Source organism: Pedobacter cryoconitis (assembly GCF_014200595.1).
In the GTDB taxonomy this organism is placed as follows: domain Bacteria; phylum Bacteroidota; class Bacteroidia; order Sphingobacteriales; family Sphingobacteriaceae; genus Pedobacter; species Pedobacter cryoconitis_C.
Window position 1 is genome coordinate 364998 of the sequence record NZ_JACHCG010000004.1, and the last position, 24205, is coordinate 389202.

Here is a 24205-nt window from a genome sequence, read left to right on the forward strand (position 1 = left end):
TATATAACGACAAAAAGATACTGTATGGGAATTGTTACTTTTTACGTTCCGTTGTATAACGAACTAATTGTTCAAGCCCTGTTCTGGCTTCACTCTCTTCAAAAGTATATAGGATATCAAACGCTTCCTGCTGATACTGTGCCATTTTTTCATTGGCATAATGTACCCCCTGCTTTTCATTCACAAAATCAATGATCTGCTGTATTTTAGCAGGCTCATCATTGTGATTCTTCACCAGGTTAATCATTTTCTTTTTCTCCGCCTTGTCTGCACGATTTAAAGCATAAATTAAAGGAAGTGTAACTTTCTTTTCCTTAATATCTATCCCTAAAGGTTTACCCACATCGTCCGTTCCAAAATCGAAAGTATCATCCTTAATCTGGAAAGCAATACCAACCTTCTCTCCGAATAAACGCATCTTTTCAATCGTCTCATCGTCCGCACCAGCTGATGCAGCACCACAAGCACAACAAGAAGCAATCAGTGAGGCGGTCTTCTGACGGATAACATCAAAATAAAGTTCTTCCCCGATGTCCATCCTGCGCACCTTCTCAATTTGTAACAACTCTCCCTCACTCATCTGCTTAACCGCTTCAGAAACGATTTGCAAAAGACGGAATTCATTGTTATTTACAGAAAGCAAAAGCCCTTTGGCCAGCAAATAATCACCAACCAGCACCGCAATCTTATTTTTCCACAAAGCATTGATAGAAAAGAAGCCCCTGCGCTCATAAGCATTATCGACTACATCATCATGAACAAGTGTTGCGGTATGTAATAACTCAACCAGGGCAGCACCACGATGTGTGGATTCAATAATCCCCCCGCAAAGTTTAGCGGCAAAGAAAACAAACATAGGTCTGATCTGCTTACCTTTTCTCTTGACGATATAGTGTGTGATCCGATCCAATAATGGAGCATCACTGTGCATGGAGGCCTTGAACTTTTCTTCAAAGACTGCTATATCTGCGGCTATGGGTTTCTTAATCTGATTTATTCCCGGCATTCAGGTTTGAAATATTTGCAAACTTAACTAAATTCAGTTAATTCTGCTTGAATGAAATTTTAAAATTGAATTATTAAGTCTAGTGCTTTAAAGTAATGTGCTGAAAGATCTGTTCTGCATGAATCCTGGAATTTTCAATAAACCATTTATGCGTGTCCATCCCTCCGCAAACTACCCCTGCAAGATATAGACCCGGCAAGTTTGTTTCCATAGTTTCCGGATTATAAGCCGGAGCTGTACCTGATTCACCATCCAGTTTTACGCCCAGTTTTTTCAGCATCCCAAAATCAGGCTGATAACCAGTCATCGCAATCACCCAGTCATTGGCTATAGTGATCGTTTCTTCAGGAGTTTTGATAGTCACGCTATCTTCAGTAATCGCAATTACTTCTGAATTGAAATAAGCTTTGATCTCTCCTTCTTTAATCCTGTTCTCGATATCCGGGCGCACCCAGTATTTGACATAAGAGCCAATTTCAGAATTACGGATAACCAGCGTAACCTTCGCGCCCTTCCGGTAAGTTTCCAGCGCAGCATCTATACCAGAATTATTTGCACCAATCACCACGACGTTCTGGAAAGCATATAAATGCGGATCTTTATAGTAATGTGCAACTTTAGGCAAACTCTCTCCAGGAATATCCATTAAAAGAGGCACATCATAAAATCCTGTGGATATAATCACATTTTTAGCTTTATAGGACCTTTTAGAAGTCTGAACCTCAAATTCACCGGTTGCTATTTTACTAACTTCCTGTACTTTTTCAAAAAGATTAATTTGTAAATCAAATTTCTCTGCTACCCGGCGATAATATTCTACCGCCTCATTCCGGTTCGGCTTAGGGTTGATACTCACAAACGGCACTTCTCCAATCTCTAACTTTTGAGAAGTAGAGAAAAAAGTCATAAAAACAGGGTAATTATACAAGCTGTTCACCAGCGCACCCTTTTCTACAATAATATATTTAAGTCCTGCCTTTTGGGCTGCTATTCCACAAGCCATACCAATCGGGCCAGCACCAATGATCAGCACATCATATTCTTCCATTAACAAATCAGGATTTAAGTTCTTTGGCTGACGCAGCGTTATCTGTGCGTTTCAGACCTGTGGAACGGATGGCAGCATAACCGCCTTTGATATCAATTACGTTCTCTACCCCTCTTGCTTTAAGGATAGACGCGGCAATCATTGACCGGTAACCTCCTGCGCAGTGGATATAATAAGTTGCTGAAGGATTGATTTCATTCGTCCAGTCATTGATATAATCCAGCGGACGGGTTAAAGTACACTCTAAATGTCCGGCTTCATATTCTCCGGGCTTACGGACATCCAGTACTTTCAAATCCGGATGAGCGTGCATCATTTCTTCAAATTCAGACACAGATACTGAACCAATAGTTTCTACATCCTTACCCGCTTTTATCCATGCAGCAATACCACCTTCCAGATAACCAATAGTATGGTCATAGCCGACTCTGGCCAGACGGGTAATCGCCTCTTCCGCTTTTCCTTCTTCTACAATGAGCAGTAAAGGTTGCTTCAAATCCGTAATCAATGCACCTACCCAGGGGGCAAACTGTCCGTTCAGCCCAATGTTAATTGACGATGGGATAAAAGACCGGGCAAAGTCCTGCGGGTCCCTGGTATCCAGGATTAATGCGCCCATGTGATTTACAGTAGCTTCAAATTCTTCCGGTTCCATTGGGATTAATCCCTTTTCTTTCACCTGGGCGAAACTTTCATAGCCATTTTTATTGATGGCTGCATTCTTCGCAAAATATTGTGGCGGAGGTAAAGTACCTTCCGTTACTTGTTGAATAAAATCTTCGCGGTTAGCTGTTTTAAGCGCGTAATTAACTTCTTTCTGATGCCCTAAAGTATCAAATGTTTCTTTACTCATATGTTTACCACAGGCAGAACCTGCACCATGGGCCGGGTAAACCAGCACATCATCCGGTAAAGAAAGAATTTTCGATTGTAAAGAATCATATAAGATTCCAGCCATCTCTTCGGCTGTTTGTGCTCCTTTTTGTACCAGGTCTGGTCTGCCTACGTCTCCGATAAAAAGTGTATCCCCTGTAAAAATACAGTAAGGCTTGCCATCTTTATCACTCAGTAAATAGGTTGTAGATTCAGGGGTATGGCCCGGCGTATGTAAAGTCGTAATTGTTAAATCCCCGATTTTAAACGTTTCTCCATCCTGTGCAATATGAGAATCAAAAGTTGTTTGTGCAGTAGGTCCGTAAATAATTTTCGCACCTGAATGCTGGGCAAGATCAACGTGCCCGGAAACGAAATCAGCATGAAAATGTGTTTCAAAGATATATTTGATGGTTGCACCAGCCAGCTTAGCTTTTTTAAGATAAGGCTGAACTTCCCTTAAAGGATCAATAATTGCCGCCTCTCCATTGCTCTCAATATAATAAGCTGCCTCGGCCAGACAGCCCGTATAAATTTGCTCTATCTTCATCTAGAATATGTTTTTATATTACGCTGTTAACTCACCGCGCAAAGATTGCTCCATTAGCCCGGCAATTTCAGTATTTGTAAGATTTTGACCCATCAAATACATTAGCTTGGTTACTGTCGCCTCAAATGTCATATCAAATCCGCTGATAATGCCCATTTGCTGTAATTTTTTACTTGTTTCATATTTACCCAGTTCAACTGATCCTCCCTGACATTGCGAAATGTCAACAATCAGTTTACCCTGATCTATGGCAGCTTGCAAGCTGTCAATAAACCATTTTGCAGTCGTGGTATTACCCGAACCAAAGGTTTCCAGGACAATTGCATCTACTGATGACGTGGTAATCGCCTGAACAGCCTGCGGGGTAATACCCGGATACAACTTCAGCACCCCGATATTAGCATTGAAGTTAGATTGTACCACTAAAGGTTCTTGCGGAAGATCGTGAATATAATTCGTATAGAAAGAAAGGCTTACTCCCGCTTCTGCCAGAATGTGATAGTTTGGAGATTGAAAAGCTTCAAACTTCTCTGAATTATACTTGATGGAGCGGTTTCCGCGGAACAGCTGATAATCGAAATAAATACAAACTTCTGGCACCATTGCTACGCCGTTAATTTTAGTAGCAACAATTTCAAGGGCAGTGATTAAATTCTCTTTGGCATCTGTCCGGATTTCTCCAATAGGCAGCTGCGAACCAGTCAGTACCACTGGTTTGGCCAGGTTCTTCAGCATAAAGCTCAGTGCAGAAGCCGTATAAGCCATCGTATCAGAACCGTGCAACACAACAAATCCATCATAATCGTCATAGGTGTCTTCTATAATTCTGGCCAGCTCTGCCCAGATAACCGGGTCCATGTTGGAAGAATCCAGAATGGGATTAAAAGAGTGTACCGACAAATGATAATTCAAACGGGCCAGTTCAGGTACATTCTGCTGGATCTGTTCAAAATCAAAAGGAATTAATGAACCCGTTAGCGGGTTGTTGACCATACCGATAGTTCCACCTGTATAGATAATGAGAATTTTTGTCATGTAAAGCTAGACGTTAAATATTTTTATAGAATTAGCTGTAGTTACTTCTGCTACTTTTTCCACAGGGATATGATAAATGTCAGCAACCTTCTGTGCAATGTGTACCAGGTAACTGCTTTCGTTAGGTTTACCTCTGTAAGGTACAGGCGCAAGATATGGTGAATCTGTTTCCAGTACCAGGTGTTCCAGGTCTATATGTGAAAGTACTTCGTCCAGGCCAGCCTTTTTATAAGTAACCACACCACCTATCCCTAAGTAGAAGCCTAATTCAATAGTTCTTTGTGCTTGCTCCAGGTTACCGGTAAAACAATGAAGGATTCCTCTAAGATCTTCTCCTTTTTCCGCTTCCAGTACTTCAAATACTTCATCAAAAGCTTCGCGGCAATGAATCACAATCGGAAGCTTTAATTCCTTAGCCCATCTGATTTGTTCATAAAAGGCATCCTGTTGCATTGCAAGCGTAGTTTTATCCCAGTAAAGGTCAATACCGATCTCGCCAATAGCGTAAATCTTTCTGCCTTCAATGCTTTGATGAATTTCTTTTAGTACTTCCTGATAGCCTTCTTTGACCTCGCAAGGATGCAGGCCTGCCATTGCAAAACAATTATCAGGATACTTTCTGACCAGGTCATCGATCTTTGCGATGGAAGAGATATCAACATTAGGAAGGAATAAACGGTCTATTTTATTTTCGAAACAGCGCTGAAAAAGCAGCGCCTGTTTTTCCTCCTCCGTTTCGTAATACAAATGCGTATGCGTATCGGTTAAAAACATAAAACAAAGTTAATAAAAAAACCCTGTCCGGATTACCGGACAGGGTTTATACGTTTGATTAAAATCAAAATTATTTTTTAGCAGCAGGAGCCATAACCGGCGCAGCAGCAGCTGGTGCACCTGTAGGTTTTTTGATGTCAGTAATTTCAACATCAAAAGCCAATGGAGAGAATGGGGTGATACCGCCTTGTGGCATTCCACCTTCACCGTAAGCTAATTTTGAAGGAATGATTAAAGTGATTTTTCCACCTTTACCAATTAACTTCAAACCTTCGTCAAATCCTGGAATTGCTCTTCCAATAGTAAATGGACGCGGGCCATATTGTGCCATTGCATTGAATTTACCTGATTCTTTAGCCACTTTTTCGATACTTGTATCAAAAATGCTTTCTTTACCATCAGATTTTTTAGTTAGTAATTTACCAGTGTAATTTACCATTAAAGTATCTGTAGGTGTAGCTCTTTGTGCATCACCGGGAGCTGTAATTACATATTGTAAACCAGAAGCAGTAGTTTGTACTTTTAGTTTATTGTCTTCGATAAAGTTTTTGATTTTACCAGCTTCAGCAGCTTTATGTTTAGCAACAGTAGCCTGGAAATCTTTCTGGAAAAACTCAGTCGCTTTTTTCTGGAAAGTTGAATCCGCTTCACCTTTAGCTTTGTGCATTACTTTTTCGATTTTCACAGTGAAAACCATGTATTTGTCTTTTTGAGTAGCTGGTTTTGGCTGGTTTGAATATTTAGCCATTGAATCCAGGTCAATTTTGAAAGTAGCACTATCGCCTTCTGCTAATAACATTAAAGCGTCAGAGATATCTCCTGCCCATTGTTTTTTAGATACAGGGAATACAGCTGGTTGCTGAATATCATAAGTACTGCTGGTTACTGAATCTTTCTCAGTTTTCTGGATTGCATTGATTTTGATAATATCACCTTCAACGATTTTGTCTTTTCCTTCAGTCTTGTGGATCGTGTACATCAGGCCTCCCGGACCTTTTTTGAAGTTGTTACAAGCTGCTAAACCAAGTGTAGCGGCAAAAAGAATTACTAATGTTTTTTTCATTTTAGATTTATTGTGTTTTATTTTAATTTCATGAAGCACGCTTCAGCTATCCTGCAATTTATACAATCTATGCTTTACGTTCCATTTTATTTGTTTGTTTTTTCTTTTAGAGTCTAAATTTAAACAGACGCTTACAAAAAGCAAGTTTAAGCAAACTTTAAATTAATTACTGCAATAATTGTGTTTTATACTCCGGTAAAATAGATTTAAAGTATGCAATCGTATCTTCAAGGTTCAAATCAGAGTATCCGCCAGCTGCATTTCTATGCCCGCCACCATTGAAAAACTTCTTACAAATCTCATTCGCAGGAAAATCACCCGTTGAGCGCAAAGATAATTTAACTTTATCTGTCCTTTCAATGATAAAAGCTGCTAATTTAATTCCATTGATGGAAAGTGCATAGTTTACAATTCCCTCTGTATCACCAGTAACGATGCTGAAGCGTTTAAGTTCTTCGGCAGTAACTGAAATAATAGCAGTATTAAATTCCCTGATGATTTCCAGTTTATTAGTCAGACAGTTCCCCAGGAAACGCAAACGGTTTTCTGTAGCATTGTCATAAACTAACTGGTGAATACGCCAGTGCTCTGCTCCCGCATCAATCAGATCAGCACCAATACGGTAAACTGTAGAAGTTGCAGAAGGGAAACGGAATGAACCTGAGTCGGTCATAATACCGGTATATAAACAGGTCGCAATGTCTTTATTCATCAGTTCACCATCTTTCAGTTCATTGACAATAAAGTCGTAAACCAGCTGGGCCGCTGCACAAGCATTGATACTCCAATGTCTGTAATCGTCAAAATCTTCAGGATCAAGGTGATGATCGATCATAATTTTGTAGGCAGATGAATTCCGGATTACTTCTCCAAGCTCGTTGATACGGCTCAGGGTATTGAAGTCCAGACAGAATACCAGCGCAGCATCAGCAACTAATTGCTCTGCTTCTTCTTTGGCTTCTGTATAAATCATTACATCAGAGTTATTTGGTAACCAGTGTAAGAAATACGGATAATCTGTTGGGGTAATTACTTTGACATGGTGCCCTTTCTGGATCAAATATGCGTATAAGCCCAAAGAAGAGCCCATAGCATCGCCATCAGGTTTATGGTGTGTAGTAATTACAATTTTCTGCGGCGTTGCCAGCAATGTTTTGAGTTGGGAAAGGGATAGCATAATTTTCGCTGCAAATCTAATAATTTAATGAATAGGAAGCTGTTTAATTTTAATCAGATGTGCCTGAACAATTTTCTGGTAGCTTCTTTTAATTAGGTGTTTAATATTAACTATAGAAAATGTAATTTTGCAAAATAAATAACACAAAGATGACTACAAACAGAACATTTACAATGATTAAGCCAGATGCAGTTGCAAATGGACATATCGGAGCAATTATCAATGACATTACTGCTGCTGGTTTTAAAATCATTGCTTTAAAATACACTCATTTAACGGCAGAAACTGCTGGTAAATTCTATGAAGTACACAAAGATCGTCCATTTTATGGTGATTTAGTTAGCTTTATGTCTTCTGGACCTATCGTAGCTGCCATTCTTGAAAAAGATAATGCTATTGAAGACTTCAGAAAATTAATCGGTGCTACAAACCCTGCTGATGCAGCGGAAGGTACTATCCGTCAAAAATATGCTAAATCTATCGATGCGAATGCTGTTCACGGATCTGATTCGGACGAGAACGCTGCAATCGAAGGAGATTTCTTCTTCACTGCTGCTGAACGTTTCTAGTTTTTGCTGAATAAAATTATAAAATAAGCACTCTTATGGGGTGCTTATTTTCGTTACGACAACATTGAACCAATTCTAAAACATGAAGAAATTAATCATTACCCTTTTGATTCCTTTTTGCGGTTATGCGGTAACTGCACAGACTAAACGTAAACCTGCAACAAAAAAAGCACTTGTAAAATCAACCGCTGCTCCTGCCAGAATGACCAGCCTTGCAGATTCAGCAAGTTATGCTTTCGGTATTTCCATGGGCTCCGGCTTAAAAACCAATGGTTTGAAAGCACTGAACTATGATTTACTGATTAAAGGGTTGAAAGATGCTTTTCAGGGACAAACGCCGTTATTAAATGAGCAGGCTTCACAAAAAGCAATCGGAGATCTATTTAAAACAATTACCATGGAAAAATATGCACCACAGATCGCTAAGGAAAAAAACTTCCTGGAAGGCAATCTGAAACAAATCAATGTTAAAAATACGGCAAGTGGCTTACAGTATATTGTAATTACTCCTGGCGAAGGGCCAAAACCTACTGCTACGGATAATGTATTGGTGAATTATAAAGGCACTTTACTGGACGGAAAACAATTTGACAGTTCTTATGATAGAAAAGAACCGCTTTCTATTGCAGTTAACAGAGTGATTCCAGGATGGACCGAAGGTTTACAACTGATGTCTCCGGGTTCAAAATATAAATTCTTCATTCCTTATCAATTAGCTTACGGCGAACGCGCGATGGGAAAAGACATCCCTCCTTACAGTATGCTGATTTTTGAAGTTGAATTATTAAAAATAAACGGTAAATAATATTTTTAAAAACCATTTCATAGGCGATTTGTTGTGAGTAAATAAATTAACACACTATGGAAATTAAAAGATATTTACCACTCGCATTTGTAGCTCTGATTATGACAACTTTAAGTAGCTGTCAACTTATAGAGGGGATATTCAAGGCCGGAGTCTGGTCCGGTATAATTGTAGTTGTTGTAGTGCTTGCCCTTATTATATGGGTAGTCAGCAAAATATTTGGTGGCGGAAGTAAAGGCTAATCCTACAGGAATATAATTTCATTGATGACCTCTGAACCGGCACGTTCATTCAGTTTCTGGATGATGCCGGTTCTTACCATTAATAGCTCGTTTTTGATCACAGAAGACTCAATACGAACAAATAGCTTTTTATGGGCGATATAGATTTGTGTTGTCCGGTTTCCGATAGCAGTTCCCATAATTTCCGGCCACATGGCGACAACGCCTGTTTCATCAAATTTCCCTTTTAACCTGTAAACAGACAGCATTTTTGAAATGGCATCTTTTAAGGTCATGTCATTAGGTTTACGCATGTTGTATACCTCCGTTAATTACTTCGAATAAAGTTACGGGAACTTTGATCTTATCGAAAATATTCAGCACTCTTTCTTTTCCGGTATCGGTAATAAAAATCTGTCCGAAGTCATGATGAGAAACCATTTCCATCAGCTTATGCATCCGGCGTTCATCGAGCTTATCAAAAATATCATCTAATAACAATAAAGGTTTGAAGCCTTTATATTTTTCTACATAAGCATACTGTGCGAGTTTTAATGCGATCAGGAAAGATTTCTGCTGTCCTTGTGAGCCAAACTTCTTTAAAGGCATATCCCGGATCGTGAAAATCAGATCATCTTTATGAATTCCGGTCGTTGTTCTTTCGAGTACTTTATCTTTTTCTACAGATTGCAGCAATAAGGTTTCAAAAGGAGTATCATTCAGCTGAGATTGATAAGTTAAGCAGACCTGTTCTGCATCCTCAGTCAGATATTGATAGTATTTATTGAACAGTTCTATATAATCTACCATAAACTGCTGGCGCTTTGCAAAAATCTTCTCTCCGCAGCCAATCAATTGTTCATTAAATATTTCGAGCAGAGCAGGATCATAACGGCGTGTAGTTGCGATCTGTTTCAATAACGCATTTCTGTTGAGCAGGTGCCTGTTATATAACATCAGCTCGTCCAGATACTGTGAATCAGTCTGAGAAATCACATTGTCCATAAACTTACGGCGTTCCTCACTCCCATCCATAATAATCGTGACATCATAGGGCGAAATCATCACCAATGGAAACAGTCCGATATGACTGGCCAGCTTATCGTATTCTTTTTTATTCCGCTTAAATTGCTTTTTCTGATTTTTCTTGACGCCGCAGGTTATCTTTTCATTTTTTTCCTGGCGGTCAAAATCCCCCTGGATCATAAAAAGTTCTTCAGCAGTTTTGATCTGCTGACTGTCAATCGGATTGAAATAGCTCTTGCAAAGGCACAGATAGTGGATAGCATCCAGCAAATTGGTCTTCCCGGCGCCATTATTCCCGATAAACGCGTTTACCGTTTTTGAAAACCGTAAATCAGCATCAGAATAATTCTTGAAGTTGAGCAGAGTAATGTTTTTTAACCACATAGTATGAGTCTGCAAAGTTACCGTTTAGCTTTGTTAAAAGAAGCTGATCTACAGATTTGTTTCATCATTATCCTATTCACATCTAATTCAGGAGGTTCGAAAAACACTGAGTATCAAAATTTTTATTTAAATACTGAAAAAGAGGTTGATACTTTAACCGAAAAATGTATTTTTGCAATCCTTAATTTTTTTAAATAAAATGTCCACAACAGAAAAAGAAGTAAATCATAACGTTAAAAAAGGTTCATTCTTAGAGGAAAACTCTAAAAGCCTTTTATTCATTGCCGCAGCGGTAATCGTATTAGTGATCATATACTTTTGGTATCAGAATGTATATTTAAAGGACAGAGCTGAAGAGGCTTCTGCAAAAATGTACAAAGCAGAACAATATGTTGGGGTAGATTCTCTGGCTAACAAAGCGATCAGCGGAGATGCAGGTTACCCTGGATTTGAAAAAATCGCTGAAGAGTATAACAATACTAAATCAGCAAACTTAGCAAACCTCTACCTTGGTGGAATTTATTTACGTAAAGGGGAGTATAAAAAAGCAACTGAAGTTTTAGGTAAATATTCAGAAACAGGAAGCCCTGTTGCAGATCCACTGGCATTAGGAATGTTAGGTGACGCTTACAGTGAGCTGAAAGACTATAGTCAGGCGATTACTTATTACAAAAAAGCGGCTGATAAATCAAGCAACAAGTTTACTTCTCCATTGTTCCTTAAAAAATTAGGATTGGTTTACGAATCACAAAAAGACTATAAAAACGCAGAAGACGCTTACAACAAAATCAAAAATGAGTTCCCTGCAAGCCAGGAAGCTGCCATGATTGATGAGTACATTGCGCGTGTTACTGCTGCACAAGGAAAATAAAATTTGCAACTATTTGACAAAGGCCTGCATTTTATGCGGGCCTTTTTTTTGTTTTAATACTTATCTTTGCAACATGGCAACACAATTAAAAAACCTATCTGACTTTTCTCATACTACTGTTCCTGATGGCGCAGCTTATAAAATCGCTATTGCAGTTGCTGAATGGAATGCAGATGTAACAGGCAGTCTTTATAAAGGTGCTTTAGAAACACTTTTAAAACATGGCGTTAAAGAAGAGAACATCACTTCTTTTGCTGTTCCAGGAAGTTTCGAGTTGACAGGTGCAGCAGAAATTTTATTAAAAAAACATACCGATCTTGATGCAGTGATCTGCCTTGGATGTATCATACAAGGGGAAACCAGGCATTTTGATTTTATCTGTGATGCAGTAGCTAATGGGGTAACACAAGTAGGAATTAAATATAGTAAACCAGTTATTTTCGGTGTCTTGACAACCAATGATTTACAACAGGCAGTGGACAGATCTGGTGGCAAACATGGTAACAAAGGTGATGAGGCTGCTATTACAGCAATAAAAATGGCACACTTACTGCATACAGCTTAATAAGGAATTGCTTTTTTTTCTGGAATAGTGTAGATTAGCAGAAGAAAAACAAAATCTACGCTCATGAAAAAGATAGCTATAGTGTTGCTGGGAGTATTCTTTGCAATAACAGTTTTAGAGTCTTGCTCTAACCGTATCTGCCCGGCATACAGTTCGTATCCGAAAGGCAACCGGAGAAAGTAAGCCGGACATAATTTAAAATAGAAATTAAATGGAGTGGAAGAACATAACTGATCCAGATCAGATCAGTGGCATAAAAAAGCAGGAAGGCTATAGTTTAATCTTTAAACACAGCACCCGTTGTTCAGTGAGTATGATGGCAAAAAAGCGTTTTGAACTGGATTGGGAAATTATCCCTGAAGGAACAAATCTATATTTCCTTGACCTGATCAGCCATCGTGCAATTTCTGCACAGATAGCTGAAACATTTCAAGTTCACCATGAGTCTCCTCAGATCTTATTGATCAAGGACGGCGATTGTGTATTAGATGCCTCTCATAGTGACATCTCGGCCGATGAAGTAGCCGAACTGATTAATAATTAAAAGAAATAGTTTTCTTTAAGTCAGGATGAAGGCTGTAAAATACCGGACAGGTATTTGCAGACCTTTCAATAATCTTTTTGTCTTTATCAGAATAGTTATTTGCAGGGAACTGGAGAACAGCTATAATTTCCGCTACTCTTCTTGGGCCTTCTGCCATAATTTTCGTGATTTCACAAGTGGCCCCATCAATATTAAAGCCATGTTCTGCTGCTGCAATCCCTACAATAGTGATCATGCAGTTTCCTAGTGAAGTAGCCAGCAAATCTGTTGGTGAAAATGCTTCCCCTTTACCTTTATTGTCTACAGGTGCATCGGTAATGATTTCATTGCCCGAACGTAAGTGAACAGAGGTAGTTCTCAATCCTCCGTTATAAGTTATTTTTGAAGTTGCCATATCAGGTTGTTTTTTAGGTCAGCTTAAATTCTGATTAAGCCCGCTTTACAAGATTAACATAAATTATTTATCAAATCAATAATCTTTCCACGTGTATTTCCTCTGGTTTGTCATAATTTAATCGTTTTTAAGCATAACATTACACCTTACATACATTTCATGTTTATAACAATTCAAACCTATTGCTTAACTTTGCTGCATGATCGAACTTCCGGTTGTTTCAGCAAACCCAGTACAACGTAAACCAGATTGGCTTAGAGTTAAGCTTCCTGTAGGTAAAGAGTATGCGCAGGTGCGCAGTCTTGTAGATACCCATAAATTACATACCATTTGCGAAAGTGGCAATTGTCCGAATATGGGCGAATGCTGGGGCGCTGGTACGGCAACGTTCATGATTCTCGGTAACATCTGTACCCGCTCCTGCTCTTTTTGTGCAGTGGCAACAGGCAGACCAAAAGCCGTGGATACCGATGAGCCTAACCGGGTGGCAAATTCAGTAAAATTAATGCAGGTTAAACATTGTGTGATTACTTCAGTAGACCGCGATGATTTAAAAGATGGCGGATCTATTATCTGGGCAGAAACCTTACAGGCTATCCGCAGAGAAAGTCCTTCGACAACTTTAGAAACGCTTATCCCTGATTTCAGAGGTATTTGGGACAACCTTTACCGTGTACTGGAAGAACGTCCTGAAGTGATGTCTCATAACATCGAAACAGTACGCCGTTTAACTAAACAAGTACGTGTTCAGGCTAAATATGACAGAAGTCTGGAGTGTCTGAAAAGGATCTCAGAATTCGGTTTGAGAACTAAAACAGGAATCATGCTTGGCTTAGGAGAAACGGAAGATGATGTACTGGAAGCAATGGATGATTTAGTGGCTAATGGGGTACATATTCTGACCTTGGGCCAGTATTTACAACCTACACGTAACCACCATCCGGTTGTGGACTGGATTCATCCTGATCAATTTGCTAAATACAAAGAAATTGGAATGCAAAAAGGTTTAAGGTATGTAGAAAGCGGTCCGTTGGTACGTTCCTCTTACCATGCAGAAAAACACCTTTTTGATTTTTAATTCGTAGCTAACAAGTTCAAACAAAAAGACCTTTGAACTTGTTAAACATTCTGTATATTAGCAAACCTTGGCACCGAATAAAAAAATATCCCTTACAGAAGAAGACCTGGTGCGTGCACTGAAAGGTCAGGAGACTATCGCTATTCAGGCTTTATACGATATGTATTCAGCGGCATTGCTGGGGGTAATTTTCAGAATTGTACAACATTCGGAAATAGCTGAAGATTTATTACAAGACACTTTCATTAAGATCTGGCATTCGGCAGAGAGCTACGACAGTAGCAAAGGCCGCTTATTTACCTGGATGATTAATATTGCCCGTAATCTGGCAATAGATAAAATAAGATCCAAGGACTTTAAAAATGCCAGTAAAAACCAAGACCTTGAAAATAACGTAGATTTCATTGACCTGCAAAGAAAGGTAACTTTCAACGCGGACACACTGGGAATCAAAGACATGGTTACTGCACTTAAACCAGAATTTAATAGTGTATTAGACATGGTTTATTTTAAAGGTTATACCCATGTAGAGGCAGCAGAAGAACTGAATTTACCATTAGGTACGGTTAAGACCCGGATCAGGATGGCTATTATGGAATTAAGAAAGCATTTTAATTAAAGTGGAAGAGGCAAAAGCATATATCGAAACAGGCATACTTGAACTTTACGTTCTCGGGCATCTCAATGCTCAGGAACAGCGTGAAGTAGAGGGAATGGCGGCAAAGTATCCTGCGATAAAAGAGGAGATTACCGCTATTGAAATTGCTATGGAACAATATGCAATCAAACATGCTATTGAACCCACCAGCGGATTGGATAAACAGATTTTCGAAAAAATAGGCATACCGGTTAATGAGGTACCCGTTTCAGGGAAAACAACTTCAACACCAGCTCACGAAGCTAAAATTGTGCCTTTACCGGCAGACCATGCGGCATCGACGATCAGAACTTTAAGATATTCATTAGTAGCCTGCATTGGGCTGTTAGTAGTGAGTGTTGCTGCGCTTTATGCAACACATGATAAGTTAAACGTTGCTAATCAGCAGATCATTGCGATGAACATTGATAAGGAGAAGTTTGCCAGTACTGTAAGTTTCATGAAAGATGAGAACAAAGATTTACAGGAAATTGCTGCTATTTCTGCTGACCCAAGCTGGACATCCGTAAAACTTGCCGGAACAAAAATTTCCCCGCAAGCGAACATGATGGTTTACTGGCACAAAAAAGGACAGCATGTAATGGTGGACAACACCAAAATGGCACTTCCTCAAAATGATGCTGCACATCAGTATCAATTATGGGCTATTGTAGATGGAAAACCGGTAGATCTGGGTGTATTTGATGCCAAATCTGGTCCTGGAAAACTATTGCTGACCATGAAAGAAGTTGGTCATGCACAGGCTTTCGCTGTTACGCTTGAAAAACGTGGTGGCAGTCCAAGTCCGACTATGGAAAAGATGATTGCAATGGGTGGTGTATCTATCTAGTTAATCCTTTTACTACCGCAGGAAGATGCTCAGCAATTGCTGAGGCTTTTACAGAAACCTGGTCAGCAGCAAGTTGATCTCCAGACATTCCATGTATATAACATGCTGCATAAGCGGTTTGACGAGCTTCATAACCTTGTGCAGCCAGCGAGGCAATTAAGCCTGTTAATACATCTCCCATCCCTCCTTGTGCCATTGCAGGATTGCCAGTTGAATTAATCATGACTTTTCCCTGCTGATCGATGATAAAAGTATATTGATTTTTAAGGACGATCACGCATTTTAACTCCACCGCTTTTTCTCTCGCAGTTTCTAAACGTGCCCACCAGGATTCATGAGCCCCGAAAAGATGATCAAATTCCTTCATATGAGGTGTCAGGATTGAACCTTCGGTCAATTGCTTCATTAAACTTTCGTCATTCCCCAAAAGATGTAAGGCATCAGCATCTATAACCAATGGAACTTTTAGCTTCAACAGGTTTTTCAATAAATCAATAATGGTGGCGTCTGTACCTAAACCCGGCCCTACAGCGATGATTTTGAATTTCTCCAATGCAGATGCTGCCAGTTCCTTCCGGTCCAGATACATCACTTCAGGAAGCGCTGTATTCAGAGCTATCAGACCGCTTTCAGGAATGGAAAGTGTTGTTAAGCCTGCTCCACCATATAAACATCCTTTAGCTGCAAGAATTGCTGCACCCATGGTTTCCTTTTGACCAGCAATAAGCAAGGCATGCCCATAAGTTCCTTTATGGGTAAAAGATTTCCGGGGTTGAATCAGTTCCTTGATATCACGCTGCTCCAAAAGCTGATAAGGAGAAACTTGCTTTTCAATAAACTCTTCATCCAGGCCAATTGACACTACACGGAAACGGTTTAATGCCGCTACCGATTCGGGAAAGAAGAAATTGATTTTTGGCCGCTGAAAACAGATAACCAGATCTGCTTTGATAAATATATCAGTTTTGGCAAATGCACCCTCAGCAGGAAACCCCGTAGGGATATCGACTGCAATCACCTGGTAGTTTAATCCATTAATGAATGTTGCAAGTTCTGCATAAGCGCCGCTTAATGGCTTATTTAAGCCCGATCCCAGTACAGCATCAATAATGACCCCACCTTTTATATTTTTGAGTTCTGCAACAGTTTTAACTGTGGTTAAAGGAAACCAAAGATCTTTTAACCGGTTCAGGTTCGTTTGATATTCTGTGGTCTGTTTATCAGAAAAATCAACCAGGTAAACAGCAACTGCACTATATCCTTTATCCTGAAGTATTCTGGCAATAGCTAATCCATCGGCACCATTATTACCTTTACCACATAAAATATTAATGGGAGTTTCTACAGTCTTAATCTCTTGTACAAACTCCGCTACAAATGCCATAGAGGCAGCTTCCATCAATTCTATGGAAGAGATATCGAGGTTCTTAATTGTGAATGCGTCTGCCGAACGCATCTGCTCCTGATTAATTAGCTTCTGCATATCTATTTATAGGTTAATGTTTCATTTCTTTCTTCAGGAACTTTCCTGTCAGACTGATCGGATTTTGAATCAGGCCTTCGGGTGTACCTTCAAAAATAATTCTTCCACCACCAGCTCCGCCTTCTTCTCCCAAATCAATTACCCAGTCGGCCACTTTGACTACATCCAGGTTATGCTCAATCACTAATACTGTATTTCCTTTATCTACAAGCTCGTTTAGTACCCCCAGCAGTACATTGATATCTTCAAAATGAAGGCCCGTTGTTGGCTCATCCAGGATATAGAAAGTTTTTCCAGTATCCTTTTTAGATAATTCAGTAGCCAGTTTGACGCGCTGCGCCTCTCCACCAGATAAAGTAGTGGAAGATTGTCCTAACGTAATATACCCTAGTCCGACGTCTTTTAAAGTCTTTATTTTACGGTAAATCACTGGCATATTCTCAAAAAATGCGCAAGCATCTTCAATACTCATATCCAGTACATCACTGATTGATTTACCACGGTAACGTACTTCCAGTGTTTCTCTGTTATATCTTCTTCCGCCACATTCTTCACAAGGCACATGGACATCAGGCAGGAAATTCATTTCAATAACCTTCATCCCTGCACCCTGACAAGTCTCACACCTTCCGCCCTTTACATTGAAAGAGAAACGACCAGGTTTATAACCTCTTATTTTAGCTTCCGGCAGTTGTACATATAGATTTCTGATGTCAGAGAAAACCCCGGTATAAGTAGATGGATTTGATCTTGGTGTTCTGCCAATCGGCGCCTGATCAATTTCAATAACTTTATCTATTTCCTTGATCCCGTTGATTTTTTCATAAGGCAAAGGATGTTTTTTCGCCCTGAAGAAATGGTGGTTTAATATCGGGTATAAAGTCTCCGTAATCAGACTCGATTTACCGCTTCCGGAAACCCCGGTAACTGCAATAAACTTGCCTAACGGAAAGTCTACAGAAACTTCTTTCAGGTTATGGCCGCTGGCTTTAATGATAGATAGTTTATGCCCGTTTCCTTTTCTTCTTTTAGCAGGAACGGTAATTTCCTTCTTTCCATTCAAGTAGGCAGCAGTCAGTGTTCCTGATTTCAGAATTTCTTTTGGTGTTCCCTGTGCAACAATCTGCCCTCCGCGCAAACCTGCTGCCGGACCAACGTCAATCACGTAATCGGCTTCCAGGATCATATCTTTATCATGTTCTACAACCAGAACAGTGTTCCCAAGATCACGCAGGTTTTTCAGTGCGCCAATTAACCGCTCATTGTCACGCTGGTGAAGACCGATACTTGGTTCATCCAGAATATACATCACGTTCATCAGTTGTGAACCAATTTGTGTAGCCAGACGGATCCTTTGTGCTTCACCTCCTGACAAGGTTCTTGCTGTTCTGTCCAGTGAAAGATAATTCAGGCCCACGTCGGTCAAAAAGCCCAGCCTGGTTCTGATTTCTTTCAGGATCTCTTTAGCAATTGTATTTTGTCTTTCATTTAAACGGCTCTCCAGCTCATTAAACCAGCCTTTAAGACTGTTAATGTCCATTTCTGCCAGTTCAAAGATATTCTTGCCATCTACTTTAAAGTGCAGGCTTTCTTTTTTCAGTCTTGCGCCATTACAAGAAGGACAGGTTTTAAGTTTACGGAAGGTCTCCATATCATCTACAGCTCCCTCTCCTTTCTTCTCGTTCTGTTCTTCAAGTAATTTGATAATCCCATCAAACGTAATCTGATAGTTTTGTACATTCCACTTATTATATTCAACAGCTACTGATAATAAATCAGGGCTGCCATTAAGTAGAATATTAATATTTTCTTCTCCTAATTTCTCAATTGGAGTGGAAAGAGAAAAGTTATATTTTTTGGCCAGTGCTTTAATCACCTGGAACATCCAGATATCGCGGTATTCACCAAGCGGAGCTAATCCACCACTCATGATACTTAATTTCGGATTAGGCATAACAGATTCTCTGTCTACCACGAAGATATACCCTAAACCATCACATCTTTCACAGGCCCCATAAGGTGAGTTGAAAGAAAAACTGTTCGGCTGTGGTTCATCGTAAGAAATCCCTGTAGTCGGGCACATTAAAAACTTGCTGAAATGAGAGACATTATTCTCTTTGTCGCTGATTTTAATAATCCCTTTACCCACACGCATCGCAGTCTGAACAGAATCAATTAATCGTTTATGATCTTTTCTGTCTACCAGCAACCTGTCTACGACAATCTCTATATCATGGATTTTGTACCTGTCAACCTGCATTTTTGGAGCCATATCCTGTATCTCTCCATCAATACGCACTTTAACATACCCTTGTTTACGGATTTGTTCGAACAGTTCACGATAATGTCCTTTACGGCCTTTAACTACAGGAGCCAGGATATTAACAGCTACGCCGTCATATTTATTATAAATATTATTCAGAATCTGATCCTCACTCATCCGCTCCATCTTCTCTCCGGTATTATAAGAGAAGGCATCGGCAGTACGGGCATACAGCAAACGCATGAAATCATAGATTTCTGTAATTGTACCTACAGTAGATCTTGGATTTTTGCTGGTAGTTTTCTGTTCAATGGCAATTACAGGACTCAGTCCTGATACTTTATCTACATCAGGTCTTTCCATGCCACCCATAAATTGACGGGAATAAGCGCTGAAAGTTTCCATGTAGCGACGTTGTCCTTCGGCATAAATCGTATCAAATGCCAGCGATGATTTACCACTGCCACTCAAACCGGTTATCACAACCAGTTGATTACGCGGAAAAGAAATATCTATGTTTTTAAGGTTGTGAACCCTTGCACCGTATACTTCAACATCTTTTTGTTCACCCAGATCGATGGTATTTTTGCTCATATATATCTAAAAAGTGCGATTGAAATCTTTGAAATAAAGAAAGCAAATTTGCAGCCACAAAAGTACCCATTTTTCTTTTAATAGCCTATCGCGTTTAATTTATTGTAAACCTTGAAATCCCTGTTCTTTTCAAATTAAAAGGGATCTCAGATAGCAAACAATTATTTGACGTTAATGTTACTTTAAATATGAATTACAAAAGCACAATTTTCACTCAGAAAAAACAGGGCTAAATTTTCACCACAGGATTTCCATTGACTTTCTGCTGGATATGTGACACGTAAGCCGCTGACATCATTTTCACACTGTTCAAATGACTGTCAATATTTGATTTTAAATCTTTTTTATCCAGATCACCTTGAATAAAACCAAGAAATTCTGCAATTACAGCTGTTTTAGCTTGTTCAGTTAACAATTTAGAATCATCAAATTTGTGCAACGCTGACAGGTCTTTCATCGTAACAATTTCCAAAGGATGTTTCCCACCCAACATACCTATATTCCGGAAAATATAGATATCAAAATGATTATTCCCTCCTGGTTTATAATCTTTTTTGTTGTTATGGTGATGTTTATCCTTTGCCTGGTAAGAGTGGATCTGGATATTTTGAAAGGGGCCTTGCTGAATATTGTGATATTCATGTTTTACACGCCCATTTCCTTTATAGAGGTCTGCATCCGGAATTACCCAACTCCTTCTGCTAAAACTATTATGTAACAGATTGATTGTAATGTTCGCCATATTGACCCCATCTTTTAACTGCCGTACCAGCACAGTTGCATCAATCTCTCCGTAATCTTCAAATATCTTCATCAACTCTGCATCATCATACACTTTCGCCTGTTCATAATCAGCCTTAAAATTAGCTTCATAATCCTGCTCATTAAGTTGTTTAATAAATCCTTCAGGCAAAATCAATGAACTGATCACTTCCATCTGATCCGGGGTTTTCTCCGCTATTCCGGGAGCATCGTAAAGCTGGCTGACAATATCAAATATATGATATCCGCTATGCGACATTTTTCCGTGACCTTTATTATAAGAATGATAGTCCTGCAATACCATTTCTGAGGGTAAGCGCCATTGTCCATCGCTATGGCTCGAATGAATTGCTGTAACCGGGCAATTGGTGGCTGCACTCACCTCTTTAATTCTCTCCATCACATACTGAAAACCCGGATGATATCTTCGCTGAACATTGATAGAAAAAACAGTAGATTTTTCTTGTTGAAAGTCGTTGTAAAGTTGTAGCAACTGCTGATAATCGGTCAGAATCCCATTGGCCTGTTCAAGCTCAGAAACTGCATTTTCCCTCGTGCTGACAGGCTTATCCATCAGGATATGCAATTTTAAACTCAGTGCCCACTCCGCATACGCGTGATGAACTGATGGCTCAGTTGCAATAATCACTGCATTTATTCCATGCACTTCAACAAAGTGATTCAAATCAGCTTTTAGGGCTTCCGGAAATTGTCCTGTAAACGGATCAATAAATAAAGTGTCGATTTTATAGTCATGTTTTTCAAAGTAATGAGTAATCTTTTTAGCTTCAGATTTAACATCAATTGCCAGTGAAATTTCAACTTTAAATTTTTGTTTCAGCTGGGTGATTGCAGGGAGATATACGCGCTTGGAATGGGGACCAATACCAATCAGGATTATTCGTGTAACAAATTTCATTAGGAGCATATTTTTAAACTCACTAAATATATATGTTTAGAATTATATCAAAAGCAGATCCAAATTAAAAGAAAGTAAAAGAATCGTAAACTAGCTGAATAATTTTTCAAGACAGCAATAGCCTGAAAAGAGCGCATAAAAAAAGCCGGCTATTGCCGGCTCTTAATTCATTTCAGTCTTATTTTATTCTCTGTTTGTATTGTTGCTATTGTTATGCATAGCCAATACGCCCTTAGAACTGCTGTAACCATACCGGGAAGGGTCCCTGATGATTTCTTTCATTGAAATAAGTTTGTAAACATACCCACCTGTTTCACGATTCAGTTTCATTTTAAAATAATTGTCCTGATTTTGTCTGTCGATCTGCTTTCTCATGTGGTTATCACCCACATTATAGGCCGCAGCTACTAATGTCCAGCTATCAAAAACACCATACAATTCTTTGATGTATTTGCAGGCTGCTATAGTGGATTTACGTAGGTTTTTACGTTCATCAACTTCCGAGTTTACTTTTAGTCCGTAAGTACGTGCTGTACCCGGCATAAATTGCCAGAATCCATTGGCTCCTTTTGGAGACATTCCACCCTGTAAACCTGATTCTACAAGAGGCATGTATTTAAAATCATTTGGAATCCCATAAGCTGCAAGAATCGGCTCGATAATCGGAAACCATTCAGCGGCCATTCTGTGCAGACGATTGGTCTGTAAGCTGCTGTAATTATACCCCGCAAGAGTCTTCTTCATTTTTTTCTGCACCCTGATGTCACCCAGAGGTAAAGTTTCTTCTGCGAAATTCAGCTGAGCCAATTGATTTACAGGCTCTTCTGTAGTAATGGTGGTAGTAGTGGTAATGCTTTTTGTCGTGTTGTTAAGTCCCTTTTTCGAACTTTTAAATGCTTGGGGCATGTTGTAAGCAAACACTTTTGCCATAACCAATAATCCTAAAATTATTGAACATGTTATTATGTGTTTCTTTATCATTTTCCTCCTTTTTTTGGTGAACAATTATAAAACGCCTGCAAATGTACCTTATATTTATCTAATAATCAACATTTTACAGAAATAAGCAATAAAATCAAGGTTTAAACACCAATAGGCCGCGATTTTATTTTTAATAGACATCCTGAAAATATAAATGACTAATTGCCCGATTTTTATTAAATTTGCACCCCGCATTAATTATGTGGTTAACAGCGTATCATGACAAATAACAACAACAGGAACAGTCGGGATGACAAGTCCAAACCGGGAAACCGAAGCACAACAGGTAAAGGCCGTAGTGGAGCAGATAGTGCTTACAAAGGTAAAAGCAAGTTTGGGGATAAAGAGGGGAACGACAAGAGTAAATTTGGTGCTGGTAAAGACAACTACAGACCAAGAGCCAGTAAAGATGGTGATGATTTTAAAGCAAGACCTCCAAGAGACGGTGAGCGTAGTTTCAGACCAGGAGCAGGCAGAGACGGTGAAGCAAAGAGCTTCTCCTCAAGACCTCCAAGAGACGGTGAAAGACCAAGAGCAGGCAGAGATGGCGATGCAAAGAGCTTCTCATCAAGACCACCAAGAGATGGTGAAAGACCAAGAGCAGGCAGAGACGGTGAGGCAAAAAGCTTCTCCTCAAGACCACCAAGAGATGGTGAAAGACCAAGAGCAGGTAGAGACGGCGATGCAAAAAGCTTCTCGTCAAGAGGTGGTGCTGGCGGCAAAACATTCAAACCACGTGCATTTAAAGAAGGTTCTTCTAAAGAGATGCCAAGAAATGAAGGCCGTAGTTATATAAAGAAAGACAATTTCGGTACTGATGGTGAAAGACCATTCAGAACTTTCGAAGATAAAAAAAGCACTTCCAGAAGTACAGATAGCAGACCATTCAGAAAAAGAGAAGAAGGTGCTCCGGCAAAACCATATTCTGGTGCGCCAAGACCTTTTGCTGAAAAAGCGCCTGTTATGCGTAGCAGAAAGGAAAGCAGTCACAATACAGTAGATGACGGAAAAATCCGTTTGAACCGTTACATTGCCAATTCAGGTATCTGTTCACGCCGTAAGGCAGATGAACTGATTGCTGCTGGTGTGGTTTCTGTAAACGGTGTACCGGTTTCTGAACTGGGACATAAAGTAGATCCGGGTAAAGACGAAGTACGTTACAACGGCGAATTGCTGAAACGTGAAAAGAAAGTTTACGTGATCTTAAATAAACCTAAAGATTATATTACTACCACTGACGATCCTCAGGAACGCCGTACAGTAATGTCCTTAGTAGAAAAAGCAAGCAGAGAACGTATTTATCCGGTTGGTCGTTTAGACCGCAATACAACAGGTCTTTTATTAATGACAAATGATGGTGATTTAGCTGATAAGCTATCGCATCCAAAAAATGGGATTACTAAAATCTACCATGTTGAATTAAGCAAAAGTTTAAGTCAGGGTGACCTGAACAAAATTCAGTTCGGTTTAGAATTAGAAGATGGTATTATTAAACCAGATTCTGTATCTTACGTAGCCGGAGGTTCTAAACGTGAAGTAGGCATCCAGATCCACAGTGGTAAAAACAGGATTGTCCGCAGAATATTTGAACACCTGGGTTATGAGGTTGTTAAATTAGACCGTGTGGTTTATGGTAACCTGACCAAAAAAGATCTTCCACGTGGAAGATGGCGCTTTTTAGAAGAACATGAACTGATTCAGATCAAACATCTGATCCAGTAATTATAACCTGA

General features: G+C 39.5%; 23 protein-coding genes. 9 read left to right on the forward strand and 14 right to left on the reverse strand.

The features are described from left to right. Positions 1 to 34: 34 nt before the first annotated feature. The 7 genes from HDE70_RS21380 to HDE70_RS21410 all read right to left on the reverse strand — a co-directional run bounded on the left by HDE70_RS21380 (position 35) and on the right by HDE70_RS21410 (position 7526). Entirely contained in the window at positions 35 to 1006 is a 972-nt protein-coding gene (locus tag HDE70_RS21380) for a polyprenyl synthetase family protein (protein WP_183891773.1), read from the reverse strand. 79 nt (positions 1007 to 1085) lie between these two features. Further along, a complete protein-coding gene (locus tag HDE70_RS21385) occupies positions 1086 to 2054 on the reverse strand; it encodes a YpdA family putative bacillithiol disulfide reductase (protein WP_183891774.1) in 969 nt (322 codons plus the stop codon). 7 nt (positions 2055 to 2061) lie between these two features. Continuing rightward, positions 2062 to 3477: an MBL fold metallo-hydrolase gene (locus tag HDE70_RS21390; RefSeq protein WP_183865969.1), complete on the reverse strand. Its 1416-nt coding sequence runs from the start codon at positions 3475 to 3477 to the stop codon at positions 2062 to 2064. 18 nt (positions 3478 to 3495) lie between these two features. Next, entirely contained in the window at positions 3496 to 4512 is a 1017-nt protein-coding gene (locus HDE70_RS21395; RefSeq protein WP_183891775.1) for an asparaginase, read from the reverse strand. A gap of 6 nt (positions 4513 to 4518) precedes the next feature. Further along, positions 4519 to 5286 carry a TatD family hydrolase gene (locus HDE70_RS21400; protein WP_183891776.1) on the reverse strand — a complete coding sequence of 256 codons (768 nt, stop codon included), beginning with the start codon at positions 5284 to 5286 and terminating at the stop codon, positions 4519 to 4521. Positions 5287 to 5356: 70 nt separating this feature from the next. Then, positions 5357 to 6349, reverse strand: a complete 993-nt coding sequence (locus tag HDE70_RS21405; RefSeq protein WP_183865972.1) for an FKBP-type peptidyl-prolyl cis-trans isomerase — start codon at positions 6347 to 6349, stop codon at positions 5357 to 5359. Between the two features lie 166 nt (positions 6350 to 6515). Then, positions 6516 to 7526 (reverse strand): DHH family phosphoesterase, encoded by a 1011-nt coding sequence (locus tag HDE70_RS21410; RefSeq protein ID WP_183891777.1) that lies wholly within the window; start codon positions 7524 to 7526, stop codon positions 6516 to 6518. Positions 7527 to 7675: 149 nt separating this feature from the next. Here HDE70_RS21410 and HDE70_RS21415 point away from each other — a divergent pair, with 149 nt between their 5' ends. Continuing rightward, positions 7676 to 8095, forward strand: coding sequence for a nucleoside-diphosphate kinase (locus HDE70_RS21415; RefSeq protein WP_183865974.1), 420 nt, complete (start codon positions 7676 to 7678; stop codon positions 8093 to 8095). Positions 8096 to 8177: 82 nt separating this feature from the next. Then, complete coding sequence (locus HDE70_RS21420) at positions 8178 to 8900, forward strand: FKBP-type peptidyl-prolyl cis-trans isomerase (protein ID WP_183865975.1); 723 nt, start codon at positions 8178 to 8180, stop codon at positions 8898 to 8900. 244 nt (positions 8901 to 9144) lie between these two features. On the opposite strand, the gene HDE70_RS21425 is transcribed toward HDE70_RS21420, so the two are convergent. Together HDE70_RS21425 and recF are read right to left on the reverse strand one after the other, a co-directional pair. After that, positions 9145 to 9435: a DUF721 domain-containing protein gene (locus HDE70_RS21425; RefSeq protein WP_183865976.1), complete on the reverse strand. Its 291-nt coding sequence runs from the start codon at positions 9433 to 9435 to the stop codon at positions 9145 to 9147. Further along, positions 9428 to 10531 carry a DNA replication/repair protein RecF gene (gene recF / locus HDE70_RS21430; protein WP_183866291.1) on the reverse strand — a complete coding sequence of 368 codons (1104 nt, stop codon included), beginning with the start codon at positions 10529 to 10531 and terminating at the stop codon, positions 9428 to 9430. The genes HDE70_RS21425 and recF overlap by 8 nt, the downstream gene beginning before the upstream one ends. A gap of 199 nt (positions 10532 to 10730) precedes the next feature. Between recF and HDE70_RS21435 the strand changes: the two genes are divergently transcribed. The 3 genes from HDE70_RS21435 (at position 10731) to ytxJ (ending at position 12511) form a co-directional block, all read left to right on the forward strand. Beyond that, on the forward strand, positions 10731 to 11402 hold the full coding sequence (locus HDE70_RS21435; protein ID WP_183865977.1) for a tetratricopeptide repeat protein: 672 nt from the start codon (positions 10731 to 10733) through the stop codon (positions 11400 to 11402). Between the two features lie 73 nt (positions 11403 to 11475). Further along, on the forward strand, positions 11476 to 11967 hold the full coding sequence (ribH, locus tag HDE70_RS21440) for a 6,7-dimethyl-8-ribityllumazine synthase (RefSeq protein WP_183865978.1): 492 nt from the start codon (positions 11476 to 11478) through the stop codon (positions 11965 to 11967). 211 nt (positions 11968 to 12178) lie between these two features. Further along, the gene (gene ytxJ, locus HDE70_RS21445) at positions 12179 to 12511 is read left to right on the forward strand and encodes a bacillithiol system redox-active protein YtxJ (RefSeq protein ID WP_183865979.1); all 333 of its coding nucleotides are present in this window, start codon (positions 12179 to 12181) and stop codon (positions 12509 to 12511) included. On the opposite strand, the gene HDE70_RS21450 is transcribed toward ytxJ, so the two are convergent. Beyond that, the gene (locus HDE70_RS21450) at positions 12501 to 12905 is read right to left on the reverse strand and encodes an OsmC family protein (RefSeq protein ID WP_068403657.1); all 405 of its coding nucleotides are present in this window, start codon (positions 12903 to 12905) and stop codon (positions 12501 to 12503) included. The two genes, ytxJ and HDE70_RS21450, sit on opposite strands and share 11 nt — an antisense overlap. A gap of 199 nt (positions 12906 to 13104) precedes the next feature. On the opposite strand from HDE70_RS21450, the gene lipA reads away from it, so the two are divergent. The 3 genes from lipA to HDE70_RS21465 all read left to right on the forward strand — a co-directional run bounded on the left by lipA (position 13105) and on the right by HDE70_RS21465 (position 15470). Next, a complete protein-coding gene (gene lipA, locus HDE70_RS21455; protein WP_068403659.1) occupies positions 13105 to 13983 on the forward strand; it encodes a lipoyl synthase in 879 nt (292 codons plus the stop codon). A gap of 67 nt (positions 13984 to 14050) precedes the next feature. Next, the gene (locus tag HDE70_RS21460; RefSeq protein ID WP_183865980.1) at positions 14051 to 14602 is read left to right on the forward strand and encodes an RNA polymerase sigma factor; all 552 of its coding nucleotides are present in this window, start codon (positions 14051 to 14053) and stop codon (positions 14600 to 14602) included. Position 14603: 1 nt separating this feature from the next. After that, positions 14604 to 15470 (forward strand): anti-sigma factor domain-containing protein, encoded by an 867-nt coding sequence (locus HDE70_RS21465; RefSeq protein WP_183891778.1) that lies wholly within the window; start codon positions 14604 to 14606, stop codon positions 15468 to 15470. On the opposite strand, the gene HDE70_RS21470 is transcribed toward HDE70_RS21465, so the two are convergent. The 4 genes from HDE70_RS21470 to HDE70_RS21485 form a co-directional block, all read right to left on the reverse strand. Beyond that, on the reverse strand, positions 15463 to 16953 hold the full coding sequence (locus HDE70_RS21470) for an NAD(P)H-hydrate dehydratase (RefSeq protein ID WP_260161757.1): 1491 nt from the start codon (positions 16951 to 16953) through the stop codon (positions 15463 to 15465). The genes HDE70_RS21465 and HDE70_RS21470 overlap by 8 nt on opposite strands. A gap of 13 nt (positions 16954 to 16966) precedes the next feature. Next, entirely contained in the window at positions 16967 to 19810 is a 2844-nt protein-coding gene (uvrA, locus tag HDE70_RS21475; RefSeq protein WP_183891779.1) for an excinuclease ABC subunit UvrA, read from the reverse strand. Between the two features lie 229 nt (positions 19811 to 20039). Continuing rightward, positions 20040 to 21491, reverse strand: a complete 1452-nt coding sequence (locus HDE70_RS21480; RefSeq protein WP_183891780.1) for a Gfo/Idh/MocA family oxidoreductase — start codon at positions 21489 to 21491, stop codon at positions 20040 to 20042. 183 nt (positions 21492 to 21674) lie between these two features. Then, on the reverse strand, positions 21675 to 22397 hold the full coding sequence (locus tag HDE70_RS21485; protein ID WP_260161760.1) for a lytic transglycosylase domain-containing protein: 723 nt from the start codon (positions 22395 to 22397) through the stop codon (positions 21675 to 21677). A gap of 294 nt (positions 22398 to 22691) precedes the next feature. Here HDE70_RS21485 and HDE70_RS21490 point away from each other — a divergent pair, with 294 nt between their 5' ends. Next, positions 22692 to 24194 carry a pseudouridine synthase gene (locus HDE70_RS21490; protein WP_183891781.1) on the forward strand — a complete coding sequence of 501 codons (1503 nt, stop codon included), beginning with the start codon at positions 22692 to 22694 and terminating at the stop codon, positions 24192 to 24194. The last annotated feature ends 11 nt before the right edge of the window (positions 24195 to 24205 follow it).

What these genes read in the sequence shown, in the direction of transcription:
- HDE70_RS21415 (WP_183865974.1), top strand. Translation starts at nt 7,676, where the DNA reads ATGACTACAAACAGAACATTTACAATGATTAAGCCAGATGCAGTTGCA.
- lipA (WP_068403659.1), top strand. Translation starts at nt 13,105, where the DNA reads ATGATCGAACTTCCGGTTGTTTCAGCAAACCCAGTACAACGTAAACCA.
- recF (WP_183866291.1), bottom strand. Translation starts at nt 10,531, where the DNA reads ATGTGGTTAAAAAACATTACTCTGCTCAACTTCAAGAATTATTCTGAT.
- HDE70_RS21425 (WP_183865976.1), bottom strand. Translation starts at nt 9,435, where the DNA reads ATGCGTAAACCTAATGACATGACCTTAAAAGATGCCATTTCAAAAATG.
- HDE70_RS21410 (WP_183891777.1), bottom strand. Translation starts at nt 7,526, where the DNA reads ATGCTATCCCTTTCCCAACTCAAAACATTGCTGGCAACGCCGCAGAAA.
- ribH (WP_183865978.1), top strand. Translation starts at nt 11,476, where the DNA reads ATGGCAACACAATTAAAAAACCTATCTGACTTTTCTCATACTACTGTT.
- uvrA (WP_183891779.1), bottom strand. Translation starts at nt 19,810, where the DNA reads ATGAGCAAAAATACCATCGATCTGGGTGAACAAAAAGATGTTGAAGTA.
- HDE70_RS21385 (WP_183891774.1), bottom strand. Translation starts at nt 2,054, where the DNA reads ATGGAAGAATATGATGTGCTGATCATTGGTGCTGGCCCGATTGGTATG.
- HDE70_RS21485 (WP_260161760.1), bottom strand. Translation starts at nt 22,397, where the DNA reads ATGCCCCAAGCATTTAAAAGTTCGAAAAAGGGACTTAACAACACGACA.
- HDE70_RS21470 (WP_260161757.1), bottom strand. Translation starts at nt 16,953, where the DNA reads ATGCAGAAGCTAATTAATCAGGAGCAGATGCGTTCGGCAGACGCATTC.
- HDE70_RS21400 (WP_183891776.1), bottom strand. Translation starts at nt 5,286, where the DNA reads ATGTTTTTAACCGATACGCATACGCATTTGTATTACGAAACGGAGGAG.
- HDE70_RS21420 (WP_183865975.1), top strand. Translation starts at nt 8,178, where the DNA reads ATGAAGAAATTAATCATTACCCTTTTGATTCCTTTTTGCGGTTATGCG.
- ytxJ (WP_183865979.1), top strand. Translation starts at nt 12,179, where the DNA reads ATGGAGTGGAAGAACATAACTGATCCAGATCAGATCAGTGGCATAAAA.
- HDE70_RS21405 (WP_183865972.1), bottom strand. Translation starts at nt 6,349, where the DNA reads ATGAAAAAAACATTAGTAATTCTTTTTGCCGCTACACTTGGTTTAGCA.
- HDE70_RS21435 (WP_183865977.1), top strand. Translation starts at nt 10,731, where the DNA reads ATGTCCACAACAGAAAAAGAAGTAAATCATAACGTTAAAAAAGGTTCA.
- HDE70_RS21480 (WP_183891780.1), bottom strand. Translation starts at nt 21,491, where the DNA reads ATGAAATTTGTTACACGAATAATCCTGATTGGTATTGGTCCCCATTCC.
- HDE70_RS21380 (WP_183891773.1), bottom strand. Translation starts at nt 1,006, where the DNA reads ATGCCGGGAATAAATCAGATTAAGAAACCCATAGCCGCAGATATAGCA.
- HDE70_RS21450 (WP_068403657.1), bottom strand. Translation starts at nt 12,905, where the DNA reads ATGGCAACTTCAAAAATAACTTATAACGGAGGATTGAGAACTACCTCT.
- HDE70_RS21390 (WP_183865969.1), bottom strand. Translation starts at nt 3,477, where the DNA reads ATGAAGATAGAGCAAATTTATACGGGCTGTCTGGCCGAGGCAGCTTAT.
- HDE70_RS21395 (WP_183891775.1), bottom strand. Translation starts at nt 4,512, where the DNA reads ATGACAAAAATTCTCATTATCTATACAGGTGGAACTATCGGTATGGTC.
- HDE70_RS21490 (WP_183891781.1), top strand. Translation starts at nt 22,692, where the DNA reads ATGACAAATAACAACAACAGGAACAGTCGGGATGACAAGTCCAAACCG.